Source organism: Amycolatopsis cihanbeyliensis, assembly GCF_006715045.1.
GTDB classification, from domain to species: Bacteria; Actinomycetota; Actinomycetes; order Mycobacteriales; family Pseudonocardiaceae; genus Amycolatopsis; species Amycolatopsis cihanbeyliensis.
Genome location: NZ_VFML01000001.1, coordinates 358824 through 378392 on the forward strand (window position 1 = coordinate 358824; position 19569 = coordinate 378392).

Below are 19569 nucleotides of genomic sequence, written 5' to 3' on the forward strand. Positions count from 1 at the left end.
CTACCGAGGGCGCACGTATCGTCACCTGACGTGTCCACTTCACGACAGGGGAAATGATCATGAAACTTACCCGGATCGCCGGGACTGCAAGGGGGACGACTGCCCAGCCGTGTTCAGCACGGAGCGCGGCACCCTGGCTGTCCAGGGCTATCTCGTCCACCAGCCAACCCCGGAACACGAGGCAATCGTGGAGATCCCGGCGGACCTGCTCAAGGAGGCCGCACGTGCGCTTGGCCGGTGACGACTGGAAGAAGTTCTTCGATTCGTTCGAACGGGAGGCGTTCCGACTGGAAACGCGCCCTGTGTACAACGTGGCGAAAGAATGGGACGAGTTTCAGCGTTTTCTCGCTACCGGGGAGTTCGATGTTTCCGATCATGAGCCCTGGCTCAAGCGGGTTCGCCATTTCCGGGCCACCGGCCGGTGGATCGGCAGGGTTCATGTCATCACCAGTCCGTTGACCGACTACCTACGTTTCGAGTTCGCGGCCTATCCGCACAACGTGCGGTCCGGTGAGGAGGTGCATGTTCTCGATCTCGCCGATCAGTCGAATCCCGGGTTGCCGGATCAGGACTTCTGGATGTTCGACGATTCGAAGATCGTGCGGATGGACTACGCCGAGGACGGTACCCAGCTCGGTCGCGAACTGCTGGAAGACGTGGATCCCGCTCCGTACGTGGAGTGGAAACGCATCGCGCTGGAGCATGCCGAACCGTTCCTGGACTACTCCGCCAGACCGGAGGCATGAGCCTCGATCCCGCCCGCGCCGGAGAGGACCGGGTCAACCTCGCCGAGGCCCTGCGTGACCTGCGCAGGGCCTCGGGCCTTTCCGGCGAACGGCTGGCCGGTCGCTGCCAGATGTCCCAGTCCAAGATCAGCCGTATCGAGACCGGCCGACTGCTACCCAGCATCCTCGACGTGGAGCGGATACTCACCGCGATCGAGGTCGATGAGGCGCTGAAGGCGGAGCTGCTGACGCTGGCGCGGACAGCGAATGCCGAGTACCAGGACATCCGGGCGTCGGTGCGGCGCGGCCTGCACTACCGCCAGTGGGACCTGGCGGCCCTGGAGGCCGAGTCGACCCATATGCGGCACTTTCTGCCGGCGCTGATCACCGGACTGCTCCAGGTGCCCGAGTATGTTCGTGCGGGGTTGAGCAGGGCGGGGGACCGGGCACCTGTGGATACCAGTCGGGCCGTCACGCTCAAGCTGGAGCGGCAGGCCATCCTGCATGACGAGTCGAAGCGATTCGAGTTCCTGCTCACCGAACAGGCCGCACGATGGCAGTTCTGTGAGCCGTCCATTATGGCGCTCCAGATGGACCGGCTGGTGTCGCTGTCCCGGCTGCCTGCTGTCGCCCTCGGTATCCTGCCGCTGACCACGCAGATCCCGGAGGGGCCGATGCATACCTTCGTGGCCTATGACGCCAGGTTGGTGACCGTCGAACTGTTCAGCGGTCAGCTGGTGTTGCGTGATCCGAAGGATGTCGAGAGTTATCGCGAACTTTTCGACTTCCTGGCCGCGCACGCGCTGTGGGGTGCGGAGGCGAGGGGCTTTCTTCGGCGCCTTGCCGAGGGCTTCCGAGCGAACGGCAACAGTGACGCCGGGTCATGAGCCGGGCTGGTCGAGCGCGGCGAGGCGGCGGCGGAGGTGGGCGCGCTCGGGCTCGGTTCCGGCCAGCTCCAGGGCTTCGCGGTACGCCGCGGCGGCTTCGGCGTGCCGGTCGAGCCGGCTCAGCAGGTCCGCCCGCGCGGTCGAGTAAGGGGAATAGCCGCGCAGCCGCGGTTCCTCGGCCAACTCGTCGAGCAACGCCAGCCCGGCTTCCGGGCCGTCGCGCATCGCCACGGCCGCGGCCCGGTTCAGCGCGACGACCGGGGACGGTTCCAGCGCGAGCAGCACGTCGTAGAGCGCCACGACCTGCGGCCAGTCCGTGGTGGCCAGGTCCGCGGCCTCGTCGTGCAGGGCGGCGATCGCGGCCTGCACCCCGTACGGACCCGGCTGCCCGCCGGTCAGCGCGACCGGCACCAGGCGCAGCCCTTCCTCGATCATGGTGCGGTCCCACCGGCCACGGTCCTGCTCGTCCAGCAGCACCAACTCACCGTCCGGGCCCGTGCGGGCCTCGCGCCGGGCGTGGATCAGCAGCATCAGCCCGAGCAACCCGGCGACCTCCCGTTCCTCCGGAAGCAGCCGCCGCAGGATCCGGGCCAGCCGGATGGCCTCCTCCGCAAGGTCGAGCCGCTGCAGGTCCGGGCCCGAGCTGGCCGCGTAGCCCTCGGTGAAAATCGAGTACACCGCCTGCAGCACCCCCGGCAACCGGTCCGGCAGCTCCCCCGCGTCCGGCACCCGGAACGGGATCCGAGCCTGCTGGATCTTCTTCTTCGCCCGCACGATCCGTTTGGCCATGGTCGCGGCCGGAACCAGGAAGGCCCGTGCCACCTCGGGCGTGCCCAGCCCGGCCAGGCAGCGCAGCATCAGCGCCCCGCGGTCCTCGGCAGGCAACGCCGGATGGGCGCAGGTGAAGAACAACTGCAACCGCTCGTCCGGCAGCCCGCCCTCCACCTCCGCGGCGGGGACCGGCTCGGACCGCTCCGCCTCCACCCGCAGTACGGCCAGCCGCGCGGCGAAGGTCCGGTCGCGGCGCAGCCGGTCCACCGCCTTGCGCCGTGCCGTGGTCATCAGCCACGCCCCTGGCCGGGGTGGCACGCCGTCCACCGGCCAATGCTCCAGCGCCGCCTCGATCGCCTCGGAGGTCACCTCCTCGGCAAGGTCGAGGTCCCCGAAGCGACGGACGAGCGCGGCCAGCAGCCGGCCGTGCTCCTCGCGGAACACCGCCTCCACCGAGGCCACCGGCAGTTTCTCCGGTATCGGGCTGCCGGCCGCTCGCTCGCCCATCGCGCTCAGCCCTCGAACTCGGCGACCGGCCGCACCACGATCGAACCGGTACCGCGCGCGCCGGGGCAGCGGGCGGCCCAGTCCAGGGCGGCGTCCAGATCCGGCACGTCGATGACGTAGAAGCCACCGAGCACCTCGCGGGTTTCCGCGAACGGGCCGTCGGTCACGGTCCGCTTCCCGTCCTCGCCCACCCGCACCGCGGTCGCGGTGACCAGGTCCGCCAACTGTTCTCCGGAGACCATGATGCCCGCGTCCCGCACCTCCTTGTCGTAGGCCAGCCAGTCCTGGACGTCGCAGTCGGCGGCCCCACCGTTCTCGTCGACCGCACCGGCGTTGATCAGCAACATGTACTTCATGTTCGGCTCCTCGATGTGTTCGTCGTCCCGTACGGCCGCGTGCCGTACAGCATGACTACGAACAGGGACTGCCCCGATGGACAACCCTCCGGACATTTTCTCCTCGCCGCGGAGAGAACGTCACACCTTTGCCGACGCCGTCGACGAAGGCGCGTCAGTGGTGCTGGTCGTGCCGGCCGAGGGTCTCCACGGGGGTCACGCCGGGGCGGGTCCACTGCGGCACGGGGCGGCTGGTCGGGCCCCAGGTGGCGTTCCCGTCGGCGTCCGAGCGCCAGGACCAGCACGGGCCGCGCCCCTCGGGCCGGCCCTCGGGATTGTCCTCCCACGATTCGCCGCGGCCGTAGGGTGTCATGTCGAGCAGGCCCAAGGACCCGTTGACCCGCTCGTTCCCACGGCCCGTCGTGGAGTAGGTGAGGAACACGCGGTCGCCGTCGCGCAGGAAGCAAGTGAGGTAACCCATGCTGCCGCCGACCGGCGCGTCCACGTCGCGCACCGAGTACCAGGGCTGGGTGAAGCCCATGAACTCGACGTAGGAGGACACCTCGTCCCACCGGCCCGTGGTCAGAATGGCGAACGAGACGCCGCGGGCGTTGAGGTAGACGGCGTCCTTCAGGTGCCAGGCCGTGGTGGTGCAGCCCTCGCACTGCCCCTGGTGCGGCGCGCCGTCGTACCACATGTGCTTGTAGACCACGAGCTCGTCGCGGCCCTGGAACAGGTCCAGGAACGGGACCGGGCCTTCAGGTCCGACGACCTCGACCGTCCCGTCGAGCTCCACCATCGGCAGCCGGCGGCGGGCCGCGGCGAGGGCGTCGCCCTCGCGGGTGTGGGCCTTCTCGCGGACCAGAAGCTCGTCCCGGGCGGCCTGCCAGGTGGCCAGGTCGACCACGGGCGGGCGGCCCGGCGGCGCGGTGGTGGGGTCGTCCGGTGTGGTCGTCATGGTGTCCTCCGTGGTGTCTCGTGCCGGGCAGCATCGTATGACCTCCTACGACGGCCACCAGAACAGACGCACGGCCGGTGGCGGCTTGCCGGTCACCCGCTCCGCCGGCTGGCAGGCTGAGTTCCATGACGAGAACGTCCTATCGCGACCGGCTGACCTCCCCGCTTCCCGGGCCGCGCGAGTTGGCCCGGATCATGCGGGAGGGCGGTTTTCGCGGCTCGACCGCGCACGCCGACCGGATACCGGTGCTGCGCACCGGGCTGCCCGCACTCGAACCCGGGCAGGCGAGCTGGACCTGGATCGGGCATTCCAGCTACCTGATCCGGCTGGGTGGTGCGACCGTGCTGGCCGACCCGGTGTGGTCGAGGAAGATCCCGGGAGTGCCCCCTCGGCTCACGCCCCCCGGCCTCGCCTGGGCAGACCTGCCGCCGGTGGACGCGGTGGTGATCAGCCACGATCACTACGACCATCTGGACGCGCCCACGATCCGGCGGCTGCCCCGGCACACTCCGGTGCTGGTGGGCATGGGCCTGGGCCGCTGGTTCCGGCGGCGCGGGTTCACCGAGGTCAGCGAACTGGACTGGTGGGAGTCGGCGGAGGTGGCCGGGCTGCGGTTCGACTTCGCCCCGGCGCATCACTGGAGCAGGCGGGGTCTGCTGGACACTTGTGCCTCGCTCTGGGGAAGCTGGGTGCTCACCGCGCCGGACGGCACCCGCACCTACCACTGCGGCGACTCGGGCTACGGGCACTGGTTCGCCGAGATCGGCGAGCGCTACCCGAGCATCGAGGTCGCGATGATGCCGATCGGGGCCTATGACCCGCGCTGGTTCATGCGCCCGGTGCACATGGACCCCGCCGAATCGGTACGCGCGCTGGACGACCTCGGCGCGCGGCGGCTCGCCTCGATGCACTGGGGCACGTTCGTACTCACCAGGGAACCGGTGGACGCACCACTGGAGCGGCTGCGTACCGCATGGGCGGTGGCCGGCCGCCCGGAAGCGGACCTGTGGGCACTGGCCGTGGGGGAGACCCGCACGCTGCGGGTGGGTGGGTGAGGCCGGAACTGCGCGCGGCGGGACGCACCCCCTACGTGCGGGCGCTGCTCGATCTCGCCCCGACCGGTGACTGACCGGCATAGGACCGGGTCAGCGGAACCGGTCGGCGTGCTCCCGTACCCACTCGGCGAAGGTGCGCGCGGGTGTGCCGGTGAGGTCGGCGACAGTGGACACCGGGACCTCCGCGTAGTCGCCGCCGTCGGACAGCAGCCAGTCCGCGTCCTCAGGGGCCATGCCCTGGCCGATCCACAGTTCGCGGGCCTGCCGGGGGGTCAGTTCCTCGAACCGGACCTCCCGCCCGAGCGCGGCGGAAATCGCCCGCACCTGTTCCGGGGAGGTGATGGCCTCGGGCCCGCTCAACGGGTAGGCGTGCCCGGCGTGCCCGTCCTCGCGCAACACGACGGCGGCGACCTCCGCGATGTCGGCCATGGCGATCGGGGTCTGCGCCGCCCGCGCGTGCGGCTCCCGCACCACGCCCTCGGCGCGGATCGAGTACACCCAGAACAGCGTGTTCTCCATGAACGCGCCGGGTCGCAGGTGGGTCCAGGCGAACCCGGCCCGCTCGATCGTCCGCTCCAGGTGGGCGAAGTCCCGCCCCGCCGGGTCGATCTCGGCGGCGCCCGGCACGTCGGCCAGGATCGAGGACAGCGTGACCACCCGGCGGACCCCCGCCTCCCGTGCCAGTTCGGCGAACCGCTCGACGGTGGGGAAGTGCGGGGCGAGGTACACGGTGTGCACCCCGTCCAGCGCGGCGGGCAGGGTCTCCGGCTGGCCGAGGAAGCCGGTGTGCACCTCGGCCCACTCCGGCAGCGCGGCCTTCGCCGGGTTCTTGGTCAGCGCGCGTACCGGCTCCGCGGACCCGGCCAGCCGGTCGACCACCATCCGGCCGATGTTCCCGGTCGCCCCGGTCACCAGGATCGTCATGCCTACCCACCCCTAAATTCTGTACGGCGTACGAAGTCAGTGACCAGAGTACACCGTACAACGCACGGGGTTCTATCCTCGGTACCATGGCCGACCACATCGAGCGCACCCTGCGGCTGCTCTGGAGCACCGAGGATGGCCCCAAGCGCGGCCCCAAACCCGGGCTCACCGTGCCCGAGGTCGTGCGTGCCGCGATCGACCTCGCCGACGCCGAGGGCCTCGACGCGCTGTCCATGCGCCGGGTCGCCGAACGGCTGGGCATCGGCACGATGTCGCTCTACACCTACGTGCCGGGCAAGGCGGAACTGCTCGACCTGATGCTGGACGCGGTAACCGGCGAGCGCGACACCCCGGCCGTCCCGCCCACCGGCTGGCGGGACCGGGTGCTGGCCTGGGCCCGCGTCGACTGGGCGCTGTACCACCGGCACGAATGGGTGCTGCGGCTGCCCGCCCGGCACGTGCTCGGCCCGAACACGCTGGCCGCCTACGACGCGGCGCTGCACGCACTGCTGGACACCGGTCTGACCGACGGCGAGGTGGTCGCCCTGACCTCCGCCGTGGACGGCTACGTCCGCGGGGTGGCGCGTACCTCGGTGGAGACGATCCAGCGCGAGCGCGGAACCGGGATCGGCGAGCGGCGACGGTGGACCGAGGAGCACTACCCGGTGCTGGCACGGCACGCCGGCATGGCCGACTACCCGGCCGTGGGCAGGGTGCACGCCGGTGGCGAGCCACCGGACACCTTCGAGACCGGCCTGCACTGCCTGCTCGACGGCATCGCCGCCCGGATCGCGGCGCGGGCCGGCCACTGACCGGCGTGGCGGGCGCACCGGGCGCCGACCGGGCGCTACCGTCTGGCCGTGCGATCCCGCTCCTACCGTGACGTGCTCTCCGGTCCCCGCAAGCGCAAGATCCCCGAGGTGCCGGCCGAACGAGGCCTGGTGGTCGAGGACCAGGCGAGCGGATTCTGCGGCGCCGTGGTCCGGATCGAGCACGGGAACGCCGTGCTCGAGGACCGGCACGGCAGGCACCGGGTGTTCCCGCTGTCCCCGGCCGGCTTCCTGCTCGAGGGAAAGCCGGTGACGCTGGTGCCGGTACCGGCCACCCCCGCGCCCGCCGCGACCACCTCGGCCTCCGGATCGGTCCGGGTCGGCGGGCTGCGCGCGAGGGTCGCGCGGGACTCCCGGATCTGGGTCGAGGGCAAGCACGACGCCGAGCTGGTGGAGCGGGTCTGGGGGCACGACCTGCGGGTCGAGGGGGTCGTGGTGGAACCGCTGGACGGCGTGGACGTGCTGGCGGAGCGGATCGAGGAGTTCGGTACCGGCCATGGCAGGCGACTCGGCGTCCTGGTCGACCATCTCGTCGAAGGCAGCAAGGAGTCCCGCTTGGTGAACGCCATCCGGGACGAGAACGTACTGGTCACCGGGCATCCGTACGTGGACATCTGGCAGGCGGTGAAACCGGCTTCGGTCGGCATCCGGGCCTGGCCCTCGGTGCCGAGGGACGTGGAGTGGAAACGTGGCATCTGCGCGGCGCTCGGATGGGGCGAGCCGTACGAGGGCTGGCAGCGGGTGCTGGCCGGGGTGCGCAGTTTCCGGGATCTGGAGACCCCGTTGATCGGCGCGGTTGAACGGCTGATCGACTTCGTCACCGCGCCGGACCCGGCCGAGCTATGATCCACCCTAGGTCACGCGTGGATTACGTCCGGTCGCCCCCTCGGTACAAGAGGTCACTTTCTGAGAGCATGTGCGCATGACTGCGGCACTCATCTGGCTCATCATCGGGGTCGCGCTGATCGTCGCCGAAGTTCTCTCCGGGGACTTCGTGCTGCTGATGCTCGGCCTCGGTGCACTGGCGGGCGCCGGATCGGCGGCGCTGACCGGCAACGCCTTCGTCGACGTGGCCGTGTTCGCGGTGGCTTCCATCGGCCTGCTGGTGCTCGCCAGGCCCGCGCTCAAGCGCCGGTTCCTTTCCGGGCCGGGAGTGAAGACCAACGCCGACGCGCTGGTCGGAGCGAACGCGATCGTGCTGTCTACAGTGGATACCCACGGCGGGCAGGTCAAGCTCGCCGGGGACGTCTGGTCGGCGCGCAGTTTCCTGGAGGGGCAGGTGATTCAGCCCGGCGCCAGCGTCACCGTCGTGGAGATCGCGGGTGCCACCGCTGTCGTCTCGGCCGAACCGTGATAGTCAGCTACAGCAAGATCAGTACTACTCCGGGTGAATACCGGTATCCGAAGGGGATGAGGCCTTGTCGACCGCAGCGATAATAGTCGTCGCGATACTGGCGCTGTTCGTGATCGTGACGGTCGCGAAGGCGATCATGGTCGTGCCGCAGGCGCAATCGGCCGTGATCGAGCGGCTCGGGCGGTTCCGCAGCGTGGCGTCGCCGGGCCTGAACTTCCTGGTGCCGTTCCTGGACAAGGTCCGAGCCCGGATCGACCTGCGGGAGCAGGTGGTCTCCTTCCCCCCGCAGCCGGTGATCACCCAGGACAACCTGACGGTGTCGATCGATACGGTCGTGTACTTCCAGGTGACCGATTCGCGGGCCGCGGTGTACGAGATCTCCAACTACATCGTGGGCGTCGAACAGCTGACCACCACCACGCTACGTAACCTGGTCGGTGGGATGAGCCTGGAGGACACTCTCACCTCCCGTGACCAGATCAACGGCCAGCTGCGCGGCGTGCTGGACGAGGCGACCGGTCGCTGGGGTATCCGGGTGGCCAGGGTCGAGCTGAAGGCGATCGACCCTCCGCCGTCCATTCAGGACTCCATGGAGAAGCAGATGCGCGCCGACCGGGAGAAGCGCGCGATGATCCTCACCGCGGAAGGCCAGCGGGAGTCGGCGATCAAGACGGCCGAGGGGCAGAAGCAGAGCCAGATCCTGGCGGCCGAGGGTTCCAAGCAGGCGGCGATCCTGGCCGCCGAGGCCGAGCGGCAGTCCCGCATCCTGCGGGCCCAGGGTGAACGGGCCGCCCGCTACCTGCAGGCGCAGGGGCAGGCGAAGGCGATCGAGAAGGTGTTCGCCGCGATCAAGGCGGGCAAGCCGACCCCGGAGGTGTTGGCCTACCAGTACCTGCAGACCCTGCCGCAGATGGCGCAGGGCGACGCGAACAAGGTCTGGCTGGTGCCCAGCGACTACGGCAAGTCGCTGGAAGGGTTCGCCCGCGCCCTCGGTGCCCCCGGCGAGGACGGCGTCTTCCGCTACGAGCCGCCCAAGGACGACCAGGCGGAGCGCCCGCAACTGGACGACGACGAGGTCGCGAGCTGGTTCGACACCACAACCGATCCGAAGGTCGCCGAGGCGGTGCGCGAGGCGGAGGCCGTCGCCCGGCAGGAGGTTCCCGGCCCGCTCAACACCGGGCCCGGGACCGCGCGCCCGGTCCCCTCGGCGCTGTCCAGCCTGCGTGGCGGGGCCGACGACGAGGGCGGGGGCGAAACCGGCCCGCCGCCGCTGCCGAAGCGGTCACCGGAAGCCCCGGCGCCGGAGTTCCAGCGCCGTACCCAGGAGGGCCTGCCGGAGGGAGGCCAGCCACCCGCGCCCCCGGCGTCGCCGGCCGGGCCGCAGGGCGGGCCCTACCCGCCCCAGGGTGGTCCGTACCAGCAGCCTCCCCATGGCGGCCCGCCGCGACAGCAGTAGCCGACCGCACCCGTACCTGCCCGGCCTCCACGCCCGCCGTCGGGCGGGCCGGTGGTGGTCAGAGGCGCAGGTCGCCCCGCCTGCGCACGCCCTCGGTCTCGGTGGCCGGCAGCGCGGCCACGAGATCGGCCACCCTGCCGTGGCCGGGCAGTACGGCGTCCGGCTCGACATCGAGCCAGGGCAGCAGGACGAAGGCACGCTGGTGCGCACGCGGATGCGGCAGGATCAACCCGGGGTCCGCGCTGCGCACCCCGGGAACGTGCACGATGTCCACGTCCAGCGTGCGCGGCCCCCAACGCCGGGTCCGTTCGCGTGCCGCCCGCCGCTCCAGCTCCTGACCCGCCGCCAGCCAGTCGCGCGCGGTCCGGTCAGTGGATTCGGCGGACTCCACCACCAGCACGGCGTTCAGGAACTCGTCCTGCTCGACGCCACCCCAGGGTGCGGTCTCATACACCGGTGAGACGGCACGCAGTTCCTCCCGGAAGGCTGTGGTCGCCAAGCGCAGGTGGTGCAGCCGGTCGCCGAGGTTGGACCCGATGGACAGCACCGCGCGGCTCATCAGCCGGTCTCCACCGGGGCGAGCGTGGGCCGCTTCGGGCGGAGCAGGTCGCCGGAGGACTCGCCGCGCAGCCGTCGCCCGACCCACGGCACCGCGTGTTCCCGCGCCCAGCGCAGGTTCGCCGCGCGCCGGTGCCGGGCGGCGAGACCGGCCCGCGGTCCCAGCACGGGCCGCACCAACGCGTGCCGGACGCCGAGCGTGTCGAGCACCGCGATCGCCACCTCGGTGTGCCCGTTGGCGTTGAGATGGATCCGGTCGGCCGCCCACATCCGGCGATCCCGCAACTGCCGCATGGCCCACATGTCCACCACCAGTGCACCGTACCGGGCGGCGATCACCCTGGTGTGCTCGTTGTGGATCGCCGCCCGCCCACGGATCCGGCGGAACAGCGGGTCCTCCACCCCGTCGACCCCGGTGAACAGCACGACCGTGGCACCGGTGGCGGCCAGCCGGGACACGGCGAGGTCGTATGCCTCGGCCAGCGCATCCAGGTCCACCCTGGGGCGCATCAGGTCGTTGCCGCCCGCGTACAGGGTCACCAGGTCCGGTCGCATGGCCAGGGCCGGTTCGAGTTGCTCGGCCAGCACGTCCCGCAGCAGGCGACCCCGGATGGCGAGGTTCGCGTACCCCAGCTCGGGCTGTTGCCCGGCGAGCACCTCGGCGGTCCGGTCGGCCCAGCCGCGGACGCCGTTGGGACAGGCGGGGTCGTCGTCGCCGACCCCTTCGGTGAAGGAGTCACCGAGGGCAACGAAACGGATCGTCATGGCCGCTCAGCCTATTCGGCTACCCGCTGTGGGACGGCACACGCCGCCGCCACGTACACGGTCGGGCAACCGGGCCTGGCGCGCCGACGGCAGCGTCGACTACCGAGGGTGCCTGCGCGGAAGCCGGCTGTCGGAGTGCGACGGCACCGTGATCGGTGCAAGCGGGTGCCGGGGGTAGCCGCCGAAAAACCTCGAAAAAAGATGCCGGGAGGTGTCGATCCGCCTGTCGTTCGTCCGACGCGTGGGCAGCGGCTAGGTTGAGCCCGCTACGAACGCGGGGTAGCCGGCCGAGTGATGCCGAAAGCCGATACCGAAGGGACCGACAATGCGATTCATGGTGCTGGTCAAGGCCACCGAGCAGTCCGAAGCGGGCGTGCTGCCCAGCGCGGAGATGCTCGCCGCGATGGGCAAGTACAACGAGGAGCTGGTGCAGGCGGGCGTGCTGCTCGCGGGTGAGGGGCTGCACCCGAGTTCGAAGGGGGCGCGGGTCAGGTTCTCCGGCTCGGACCGAACCGTCCTGGACGGACCGTTCGCCGAGACCAAAGAGCTGGTCGCGGGCTTCTGGCTGATCGAGGTCAAGTCCCTCGAGGAGGCGATCGAATGGGTCCGACGCTGCCCCAGTCCGCACGAGGGCGAGTCCGAGATCGAGATCCGGCAGGTGTTCGAAGCCGACGACTTCGGCGAGGAGTTCACCCCCGAGATGCGGGAGAGGGAGGAGCGCCTCCGCGAGCAGACGGCAGCCCAGCGGAAGGAGTGACCGCGCGGTCACTGTGCGATCGCCTTGCGGCCCGGTGTCGGGAACTGCTGTTATTCCGCCGTGGCAGTTTCCGACACCCATCGCGCGGTCGAGGCGGTATGGCGGATCGAGTCGGCCCGGCTGATCGCCGGCCTGGCTCGCATGGTGCACGACATCGGTCTGGCCGAGGAACTGGCGCAGGACGCGCTGGTGGCCGCCCTCGAGCAGTGGCCGGAGTCCGGTATCCCGGACAACCCGGGTGCCTGGTTGATGTCCATCGCCAAACGTCGCGCCATCGACCAGTTCCGCCGCAGGGATCGGTTCGACCGGAAGCTGGCGGAACTCGGCCGGGATGCCGAGGCCCGGCAGGAGCAGGCCGAACCGGACCTGGACGCGATCGAGGACGACATCGGCGACGACCTGCTGCGGCTGGTGTTCACCGCCTGCCACCCGGTGCTGTCCACCGAGGCGCGGGTCGCCCTCACCCTGCGGCTGCTCGGTGGGTTGAGCACCGACGAGGTGGCACGGGCCTTCCTGGTCCCCGAGTCGACGGTGGCGCAACGCATCGTGCGGGCCAAGCGAACCCTCGCCAAGAAGAAGGTCCCGTTCGAGGTGCCCCGCGGTGCCGAACTGGCCCGGCGCCTGTCCTCGGTGCTCGAGGTCATTTACCTGATCTTCAACGAGGGCTACTCGGCGACTACCGGCGACGACTGGATGCGACCCGCCCTGTGCGAGGACGCGCTGCGGCTCGGGCGGATCCTCGCCGAACTCGCACCGTGGGAGCCGGAGGTGCACGGCCTCGTCGCCCTGATGGAGATCCAGGCATCCCGCTCGCGCGCCAGGATGGACGCCTCCGGTGCGCCCGTGTTGCTGCTCGACCAGGATCGGGCCCGCTGGGACCAGTTGCTGATCCGCCGCGGGCTGGCCGCGCTGGACCGCGCGGAGCGACTCGGTGCGCCCGGCTCGTACACCGTGCAGGCCGCGATCGCCGCCTGCCATGCCAGGGCACGTACCCCGGAGGAGACGGACTGGCAGCGGATCGCGGGGCTGTACGACCTGCTGGGCCGGCTCGCCCCGTCCCCGGTGGTGGAGCTGAACCGGGCGGTGGCGGTGTCCATGGCGTTCGGCCCCGCGGCGGCGCTGGAACTGGTCGATGCGCTGACCGCGGAACCCGCGCTCGAGCGCTACCACCTGCTGCCGAGCGTGCGCGCCGACCTGCTGAGCAAGCTCGACCGGCACGCCGAGGCGAAGGCGGAGTTCGAACGCGCGGCCACGCTCACCCGCAACGAGCGCGAGCGCGCACTGCTGCTGGAGCGGGCCGCCGCGAGCGCTCCCGAGCCGGTTTCCTCCTGAACGCGAGTCACCGGACTCGCCCTTCGGGGCGCCGGGACGGCAGCGCGATCGCCATGGCGGCGACCACCAGCAGGATGCCCGCGATGGTCAGGAAGGCGCGGCCGTAGTCCGCGGCCAGGTCGTCCGGCGTGGTCCCGGGGCCCGCGGCGACCGCCACCAGTACGGCCAGGCCGAGCGCGCCACCGACCTGCTTGGTGGTGTTCATCAGGCCGGAGGCGGCGCCCGCGTCCTGCTCGCCGACGCCGGAGGTGACCGCGGCGGTGATCGGGGTGAGCAGCAGCCCGCTGCCGGTGGACAGCACGATCGCGGGTCCGAGGATCCCGGAGATGTAGTCGCTATCCGCGCCGATCCCGCTCTGCCAGACGAAACCGGACGCGGCGAGGACGGCACCCGCGACGATCAACGTGCGTCCGGGGAGGTGCCGCAGCAGCCAGGGGGTGACCCGCCAGCCGACCACCATGGTGACCAGCGTGTGCGGCAGGAAGCCGAGACCGGTCCGCAGCGCGCCGTAGTGCAGGACGTTCTGCATGGAAAGGGAAAGGAAGTACCACATCGGACCGAAGCAGGCGCCGGCCAGCAGCATCACCAGGTTGCCCGCGGATACCGCGCGTAGCCGCAGCAGGCGGGGTGGTATCAGCGGCGCGGCCGCGAAGCGGGCCTCGACCAGCACGAACGCGGCGAGTGCGCCGCCCCCGAGCACCAGCGGCCAGAGTGTGCCCGGGTCGCGCCAGCCGGTGGACTCGATCCGGGTGATGCCGTAGGTCAGCGAACCGAGGCCCATCGTGGCCAGCACCGCGCCGGGCAGGTCCAGCCGCCGGGTGGCCGGTGCGCCATGGTCACCGGCAAGGTGCCGTACCGCCAGGAACAGGGCCACCGCCCCGATCGGCACGTTGACCAGCAGGATCGACCGCCAAGAAAGGTACTGGGTGAGCAGGCCGCCGACCAGGCTGCCCGCGGCTCCGCCCCCGACGCCGACGGCGGTCCAGATCGCCAGGGCCCTCGTGCGTGGCGGCCCCTCGGCGAAGGTGGTGGTGAGGATGGTCAAGGTGGCCGGCGCCAGCACGGCGGCGCCAAGGCCCTGCACGGCACGTGCGGCGATCAGCGTGCCAGGACCGCTGGCCAGCCCGCCCACCAGGCTGGCCAGCGTGAACAGGGACAGCCCGGTGAGGAAGATTCGTCGACGCCCGTACAGGTCGGCCAGCCTGCCGCCGAGCAGCAGGAAGCCGGCGAACACGAGCGCGTAGGCGTTGACCACCCACTGCAGCTGTGCCGGCTGGAAGCCGAGCGCGTCTCGGATGGACGGCAGCGCGACGTTCACGACCGAGACATCCAGTACCACCATGAACTGCGCCCCGCAGGCCAGTGCCAGCACCGTCCGGGACGATCCCGCGCATGGCTCGGCCGTTCGCCCGGAGGTCCGCGAAAACACCATGATACGTGTGTATCATGGAATCGTCGGACAACGCGAAAGGATGCCTCGTGCCGAAGACGGTGGATCACGCCGAACGCCGGGCGCAGATCGTCGCGGGACTGCTCCGGCTCGCCGGGCGCGCGGGGCTACACGCTGTGACGATGCGCTCGGTGGCTGCCGAGTCGGGGGTGTCGCTGCGGCTGGTGCAGTACTACTTCCGGAGCAAGGCTCAGCTGATGCAGGCGGCACTGGAGCATCTGGAGCGGGAGAGCCACCGGCGGTGGACCGACCGGCTCGCCGGGCGGGCGGATCCCCGCGCGGTACTCGAGGCTTTCCTGGTCGAGGGATTGCCCACCGATGAGCAGAGCCGGACCTTCCACCTGCTGTGGACGTCCTACGCGGTGCTGGCGATGACCGATCCGGAACTCGCCGAGCAACCCTTCGTCGCCGGACCGAATCGGCTGGAGCGGCAACTCGCGGAGGTGCTGCGGCGAGCGCGGGCCGGGGGAGAGCTGGCCGCGAACGCCGAGCCGGATGTGGAGGCGGCCCGGCTACTCACGCTCAACCACGGCCTCGGCACCAGTGTGATGGTCGGCCAGCGTACGGCCGAGGACGCGACGCGGGTGCTGCGCTACCACCTGGACGCGCTGTTCGGCGCCAGCTGAGGGACGCCGGTTCAGGCACCGGCGAGATCGTCGGTGGCCGCGCCCCCCGCGGCGGTGGTACGGCCGAGGAAGTCGGCGATGAGTTCGAGTTCGGCCTCGGTGTAGCGCGCGCAGATCTGGTCCATCGACCTGTTCATCCCCGCGTAGAGGCGGAACAGCTCCACGTTGCGGTCGTGCAGCGCCCGCACGGCCACCGCCCGGCGGTCGGCAGCCGCTGGGTCGCGCTCGCGCGTGACCCAGCCGCCACGCTCGAGCCGGTCGAGGATGCCGGTGAGCGTGGCGGGATGCAGGCCGGCGCGGCGGGCCAGTGCGCTCGGGCTGAGCGGGCCGTACCGGGTGACGAGGTCCAGGCAATCCAGGTCGACATCCTTCAGCCGCAGCCGCGCACCGACCTGGTGGTTCAGCAGGGACAGCTGGTTGCGCAGCTCGCGCAGGGACTGCTTGACCGTCGTGGCCAGTCGCCGGTGCCGCCTCGCGGTTTCCCGGTCACCATCAAATATGGAATTCATATGATATGTTCTCCGTATCGTACGACTCGCGGATAGAAGAGTACCGGGGGACAGGTGTCCCCGCGCGGGCGAAGGGATCGCACATGCTTCTGGTTACCGGGGCCACCGGAACGGTCGGCCGGCACCTGATCCAGCACCTGCGTCGGGCCGGCCAGCCCGTCCGGGCGCTCACCAGGGACCCGGGCAGGGCCGAACTCCCGGACGGGGTCGATGCGGTGCGCGGCGATCTGGCCGACACGGCCACGCTCGGGCCCGCGTTCGACGGGGTCACCGCCGCGCACCTGATCAATTTCGGCCGGGGTTACCAGCCGCTGAGCAACGGGCGGCAGATCGTTGACCTGGCGGTACGGTCCGGGGTCCGCCGGGTCACCATCCTGGGCGGCTGGCAGGAAGGCACCCTGGAACCAGCCGTGCGGGACAGCACCCTGGAGTGGACCCACCTCCAGCCGGTGGAGTTCATGGACAACGCCCGCACCGACTGGCGAGCCCCGCTACGGGCGGATGGCGTGGTGCGTGAGCCCTACGGCGACCGCAGGAGCGCGCCCGTGCACGCCGCGGACATCGGGGCGGTCGCGGCGACGGCGCTGACCACGGAAGGCCACGCGGGTCAGTCCTACACCCTCACCGGGCCGGAGGTGCTCACCCCGCGGGACAAGATCCGCATCCTCGGCGAGGCCACCGGTCGCGAGCTGCGATTCGAGGAACTGACGCCGGACCAGGTGCGTAGGGAGTGGGTCGAGCGGGGCCACCTGCCGCGACTGCAGTTCTTCACGGTGTTCGGCGAGGGCGCGCGGCCCGCCGAGATGGTGGAGCTGCTGTTGCGGCTGTACGGCAGCACGCCCGAGGTCGGCTACACCGTGACCGACGCCGTGCGGCGGGTCACCGGGCGCCCGGCACGCAGCTTCGCCGGGTGGGCGGCCGAGCACGCCGACGAGTTCCGGCTATGAGGCCGATGGTCATGGCGCCGGCTCGGGCTCCGGTTCGGGGAGCGGCTCGCCGGTCTCCAGCAGTGTCTTGAGGCCGGCCAGCAGCGCGGGCCAGCCCTCGCGGAGGGCGTCGAGCACCACGCTGCCCTGGTCGAAGTCGTCGTGCACCACGGTCAGCTTGACCACCGGCCCGAGCGGTTCGATCTGGAAGGTCACCTTGGACCGGCGCTCCTTCGTGGCCGCGTCCAGGAACTCGTCGTCCAGCCCGTGGGTGTCGGCGTGCTCACGGGTGAAGGTGTGCCAGGTGTAGGACAGCCGCCGGTAGGGCTCGGACTCCAGCACGACCTGCTCGGGATCGGACGTCGTCAGGCCGTTCTCGTGCCAGGTCATGGTCGATCCCTCGGTCCACTCCGAGTCGAAGGTGACTCCCCAGTAGCGGCGGGTGAACGCGGGCTCGGTCAGCGCCCGCCAGAGGCGTTCCGGGGTGGTGTTGATGTAGGTGGTGTAGACGAACTCGGGCTTCTCCGTGGTGTCCATGGGTCCCTGCTCCAATGCGTTCTTCAGGTCGGTGAGCGCGTGCACACGGCCCCGGTCGTACCGGTTGATCCAGCGCTCGGCGATGGCGTTGATCGGCTCCGCGTTGAGGTAGTGCAACTTCTCCCGGCCACGGCGGACCGTGGTGACCAGGTTGGCAGCCTCCAGCACGGCGAGATGTTTGCTGACCGACTGTCGCGCCATGTCCAGTTCGGCGCACAGCTCGCGCAGACTCTGGCCGTTGCGGCCGTTCAAGCTGTCCAGCAACCGGCGCCGCCCGGCGTCGGCCAGCGCCTTGAACACCTCGTCCATACCTGGTCACCTCGTTTATGCAGCCGTCTGGCTGCAGGTAAAGGTAGGCAGCCAGACGGCTGCATGTCAAACCGCGTCGAGACCCTGCCACGCTCATCAAGGGAAGTCGGGTCGGGGAACGCAACGCGGGGACTCTGCTGAGGGCGAGACCCTTCACCGCGGCGAGGAGCAGGAGGCCGCCGGCGGTCCCTCGGTGCGTGGCTCCAGGTGTCCGACGCGCATGCCCGCTCCCTCGAGTTCCGCGCAGCAGACGCCGCCGTCACTGCTTCGGGAGGAGCTTGTCCGTCCACGCCGGACCACACAGGCACCACAAAAGCGGCACCGCAAAAAGCGAAGGCAAGGAGGTAACCCACTCCTTGCCACTTTCAATGTATAGCGCACCGGGGGCCTTGCGGCAAGACCCGTGTCGTGGCGCAGAATCTCCGACCGAAGCCAGCACCTGCGGAGATCAGGGATTCGCGAGGTACGCGTGCCCGCGGGTGTGCGCCATCGGGGCGCGCGGAGCGGCTGGCCGAGTACAACCTTGTCGAATGAGGGGGGCTTCATGTTTGACGTGATCATTGCCGGCGGCGGACCGACCGGCCTGATGCTGGCAGGCGAGTTGCGGCTGCACGGCGTGCGCGTGCTCGTGCTGGAGAGGGAGGCGGAGCCGACCAGGGTTGTCCGCGCGCTCGGCCTGCACGCGCGCAGCATCGAGGTGATGGACCAGCGCGGCCTGCTGGAGCGGTTCCTCGCGCACGGCCGGAAGCACCCGATCGGCGGCTTCGCCGCCATCGACAAGCCCTCGCCCGACCGGCTGGACACCACGCACCCCTACACCCTCGGCATCCCGCAGCCCACCACCGACCGCCTGCTGGCCGAGCGCGCCACCGAACTCGGTGCCGAGATCCGGCGCGGACGCGAACTGGTCGGCCTGAGCCAGGACGACCACGGCGTCACCGCCGAGCTGGCCGGTGTAGCCGGCGGGGGAGGCGCGCGGCTGCGCGCGCGCTACCTCGTCGGCTGCGACGGCGGTCGCAGCACGGTGCGCAAGCTGCTCGGGATCGGTTTCCCCGGGGAGCCGACCAGTGCGGAGACGCTGCTGGGCGAGATGGAGGTGGCCGCACCGGCGGAGACGGTGGCCACCGTGGTGACCGACGTCCGCAAGACCCAGAAACGGTTCGGTGTCGGGCCCATCGGGGATGGGGTGCACCGCGTCGTCGTGCCCGCCGAGGGGGTGGCCGAGGACCGCTCGGTCCCGCCGACTCTCGAGGAGTTCAAGCAACAGCTTCGGGCGTTCGCGGGCACCGACTTCGGCGTGCACTCACCGCGCTGGCTGTCCCGCTTCGGCGACGCTACCCGGCAGGCCGAGCGCTACCGGACCGGGAGGGTGCTGCTGGCCGGCGACGCGGCGCACGTCCACCCGCCACTGGGCGGGCAGGGCCTCAACCTCGGCGTCCAGGACGCGTTCAACCTCGGCTGGAAACTGGCCGCCGAGGTCGGCGGCTGGGCGCCGGAGGGGCTGCTGGACAGCTACCACACCGAGCGGCACCCGGTGGCCGCCGACGTGCTGGCCAACACCCGCGCGCAGACCGAGCTGATGTCCACCGAGCCGGGCGCCCGGGCCGCGCGCCGGCTGCTGGCGGAACTGATGGACTTCGATGAGGTGAACCGGTACCTGGTCGAGAAAGTCATGGCGATCGGGATCCGCTACGACGTCGGCGAGGGGCATGACCTGCTCGGCCGGCGGATGCGGGACGTGGGGCTGAAGCGAGGTCGCCTCTACGAGCTGATGCACGACGGCCGCGGGCTGCTGCTCGACCAGACCGGCCTGCTCTCGGTGGCGGGCTGGGCGGACCGGGTCGACCACGTCGTCGACGTCAGCGAGGAACTGGACGTGCCCGCGGCGCTGCTGCGGCCGGACGGCCACGTGGCGTGGGTCGGTGAGGACCAACAGGATCTGCTCGACCGGCTGCCCACGTGGTTCGGCGCCGCCGCCGGCTGAGCGCGTGGTTGTGA

Annotated in this window: 21 protein-coding genes; 12 read left to right on the forward strand and 9 right to left on the reverse strand. The window is 70.8% G+C overall.

All coding sequences use genetic code 11. The features are described from left to right. Positions 1-224: 224 nt before the first annotated feature. Both FB471_RS01215 and FB471_RS01220 read left to right on the forward strand, forming a co-directional pair. Positions 225-746: a DUF6879 family protein gene (locus FB471_RS01215; RefSeq protein WP_141995521.1), complete on the forward strand. Its 522-nt coding sequence runs from the start codon at positions 225-227 to the stop codon at positions 744-746. Then, on the forward strand, positions 743-1612 hold the full coding sequence (locus FB471_RS01220) for a helix-turn-helix domain-containing protein (RefSeq protein ID WP_141995522.1): 870 nt from the start codon (positions 743-745) through the stop codon (positions 1610-1612). Before FB471_RS01215 ends, FB471_RS01220 begins: the two co-directional genes overlap by 4 nt. Here the strand turns inward: FB471_RS01220 and FB471_RS01225 are convergent. From FB471_RS01225 to FB471_RS01235, 3 genes are all read right to left on the reverse strand, one after another. After that, positions 1607-2890 carry an RNA polymerase sigma factor gene (locus FB471_RS01225; protein ID WP_141995523.1) on the reverse strand — a complete coding sequence of 428 codons (1284 nt, stop codon included), beginning with the start codon at positions 2888-2890 and terminating at the stop codon, positions 1607-1609. The two genes, FB471_RS01220 and FB471_RS01225, sit on opposite strands and share 6 nt — an antisense overlap. Before the next feature lie 5 nt (positions 2891-2895). Continuing rightward, entirely contained in the window at positions 2896-3246 is a 351-nt protein-coding gene (locus FB471_RS01230; RefSeq protein ID WP_141995524.1) for a YciI family protein, read from the reverse strand. A gap of 154 nt (positions 3247-3400) precedes the next feature. Beyond that, complete coding sequence (locus FB471_RS01235; RefSeq protein WP_141995525.1) at positions 3401-4183, reverse strand: DUF899 domain-containing protein; 783 nt, start codon at positions 4181-4183, stop codon at positions 3401-3403. Positions 4184-4308: 125 nt separating this feature from the next. Between FB471_RS01235 and FB471_RS01240 the strand changes: the two genes are divergently transcribed. Next, positions 4309-5238 (forward strand): MBL fold metallo-hydrolase, encoded by a 930-nt coding sequence (locus tag FB471_RS01240; protein WP_141995526.1) that lies wholly within the window; start codon positions 4309-4311, stop codon positions 5236-5238. Between the two features lie 90 nt (positions 5239-5328). On the opposite strand, the gene FB471_RS01245 is transcribed toward FB471_RS01240, so the two are convergent. Further along, positions 5329-6162: an NAD(P)H-binding protein gene (locus tag FB471_RS01245; RefSeq protein WP_141995527.1), complete on the reverse strand. Its 834-nt coding sequence runs from the start codon at positions 6160-6162 to the stop codon at positions 5329-5331. A gap of 86 nt (positions 6163-6248) precedes the next feature. Between FB471_RS01245 and FB471_RS01250 the strand changes: the two genes are divergently transcribed. The 4 genes from FB471_RS01250 to FB471_RS01265 all read left to right on the forward strand — a co-directional run bounded on the left by FB471_RS01250 (position 6249) and on the right by FB471_RS01265 (position 9802). Then, positions 6249-6974 carry a TetR/AcrR family transcriptional regulator gene (locus FB471_RS01250; protein ID WP_141995528.1) on the forward strand — a complete coding sequence of 242 codons (726 nt, stop codon included), beginning with the start codon at positions 6249-6251 and terminating at the stop codon, positions 6972-6974. A 48-nt stretch (positions 6975-7022) separates the two neighbouring features. Further along, positions 7023-7838 carry a DUF3097 domain-containing protein gene (locus tag FB471_RS01255; RefSeq protein WP_141995529.1) on the forward strand — a complete coding sequence of 272 codons (816 nt, stop codon included), beginning with the start codon at positions 7023-7025 and terminating at the stop codon, positions 7836-7838. A 76-nt stretch (positions 7839-7914) separates the two neighbouring features. Continuing rightward, positions 7915-8346: an NfeD family protein gene (locus FB471_RS01260; RefSeq protein ID WP_141995530.1), complete on the forward strand. Its 432-nt coding sequence runs from the start codon at positions 7915-7917 to the stop codon at positions 8344-8346. 64 nt (positions 8347-8410) lie between these two features. Continuing rightward, positions 8411-9802: an SPFH domain-containing protein gene (locus tag FB471_RS01265; RefSeq protein WP_141995531.1), complete on the forward strand. Its 1392-nt coding sequence runs from the start codon at positions 8411-8413 to the stop codon at positions 9800-9802. Between the two features lie 58 nt (positions 9803-9860). Here FB471_RS01265 and folK read toward each other — a convergent pair whose 3' ends face one another. Both folK and FB471_RS01275 read right to left on the reverse strand, forming a co-directional pair. Then, positions 9861-10361 (reverse strand): 2-amino-4-hydroxy-6-hydroxymethyldihydropteridine diphosphokinase, encoded by a 501-nt coding sequence (gene folK / locus FB471_RS01270; RefSeq protein ID WP_141995532.1) that lies wholly within the window; start codon positions 10359-10361, stop codon positions 9861-9863. Further along, positions 10361-11125: an SGNH/GDSL hydrolase family protein gene (locus FB471_RS01275; RefSeq protein ID WP_141995533.1), complete on the reverse strand. Its 765-nt coding sequence runs from the start codon at positions 11123-11125 to the stop codon at positions 10361-10363. The genes folK and FB471_RS01275 overlap by 1 nt, the downstream gene beginning before the upstream one ends. Before the next feature lie 325 nt (positions 11126-11450). Here FB471_RS01275 and FB471_RS01280 point away from each other — a divergent pair, with 325 nt between their 5' ends. Next, entirely contained in the window at positions 11451-11882 is a 432-nt protein-coding gene (locus tag FB471_RS01280) for a YciI family protein (RefSeq protein WP_141995534.1), read from the forward strand. Positions 11883-11942: 60 nt separating this feature from the next. Continuing rightward, positions 11943-13214 carry an RNA polymerase sigma factor gene (locus tag FB471_RS01285; protein WP_141995535.1) on the forward strand — a complete coding sequence of 424 codons (1272 nt, stop codon included), beginning with the start codon at positions 11943-11945 and terminating at the stop codon, positions 13212-13214. Positions 13215-13221: 7 nt separating this feature from the next. On the opposite strand, the gene FB471_RS01290 is transcribed toward FB471_RS01285, so the two are convergent. After that, positions 13222-14646, reverse strand: a complete 1425-nt coding sequence (locus tag FB471_RS01290) for an MFS transporter (RefSeq protein WP_141995536.1) — start codon at positions 14644-14646, stop codon at positions 13222-13224. A gap of 47 nt (positions 14647-14693) precedes the next feature. Between FB471_RS01290 and FB471_RS01295 the strand changes: the two genes are divergently transcribed. Beyond that, positions 14694-15290: a TetR/AcrR family transcriptional regulator gene (locus FB471_RS01295; protein ID WP_141995537.1), complete on the forward strand. Its 597-nt coding sequence runs from the start codon at positions 14694-14696 to the stop codon at positions 15288-15290. Positions 15291-15301: 11 nt separating this feature from the next. Here FB471_RS01295 and FB471_RS01300 read toward each other — a convergent pair whose 3' ends face one another. Further along, a complete protein-coding gene (locus FB471_RS01300) occupies positions 15302-15799 on the reverse strand; it encodes a MarR family transcriptional regulator (RefSeq protein WP_141995538.1) in 498 nt (165 codons plus the stop codon). A gap of 83 nt (positions 15800-15882) precedes the next feature. On the opposite strand from FB471_RS01300, the gene FB471_RS01305 reads away from it, so the two are divergent. After that, positions 15883-16746, forward strand: coding sequence for an SDR family oxidoreductase (locus FB471_RS01305; RefSeq protein WP_141995539.1), 864 nt, complete (start codon positions 15883-15885; stop codon positions 16744-16746). A 9-nt stretch (positions 16747-16755) separates the two neighbouring features. Here FB471_RS01305 and FB471_RS01310 read toward each other — a convergent pair whose 3' ends face one another. Next, on the reverse strand, positions 16756-17571 hold the full coding sequence (locus FB471_RS01310; protein ID WP_141995540.1) for an ArsR/SmtB family transcription factor: 816 nt from the start codon (positions 17569-17571) through the stop codon (positions 16756-16758). 544 nt (positions 17572-18115) lie between these two features. Between FB471_RS01310 and rox the strand changes: the two genes are divergently transcribed. Continuing rightward, positions 18116-19555 (forward strand): rifampin monooxygenase, encoded by a 1440-nt coding sequence (gene rox / locus FB471_RS01315; RefSeq protein WP_141995541.1) that lies wholly within the window; start codon positions 18116-18118, stop codon positions 19553-19555. Positions 19556-19569 lie beyond the last annotated feature (14 nt).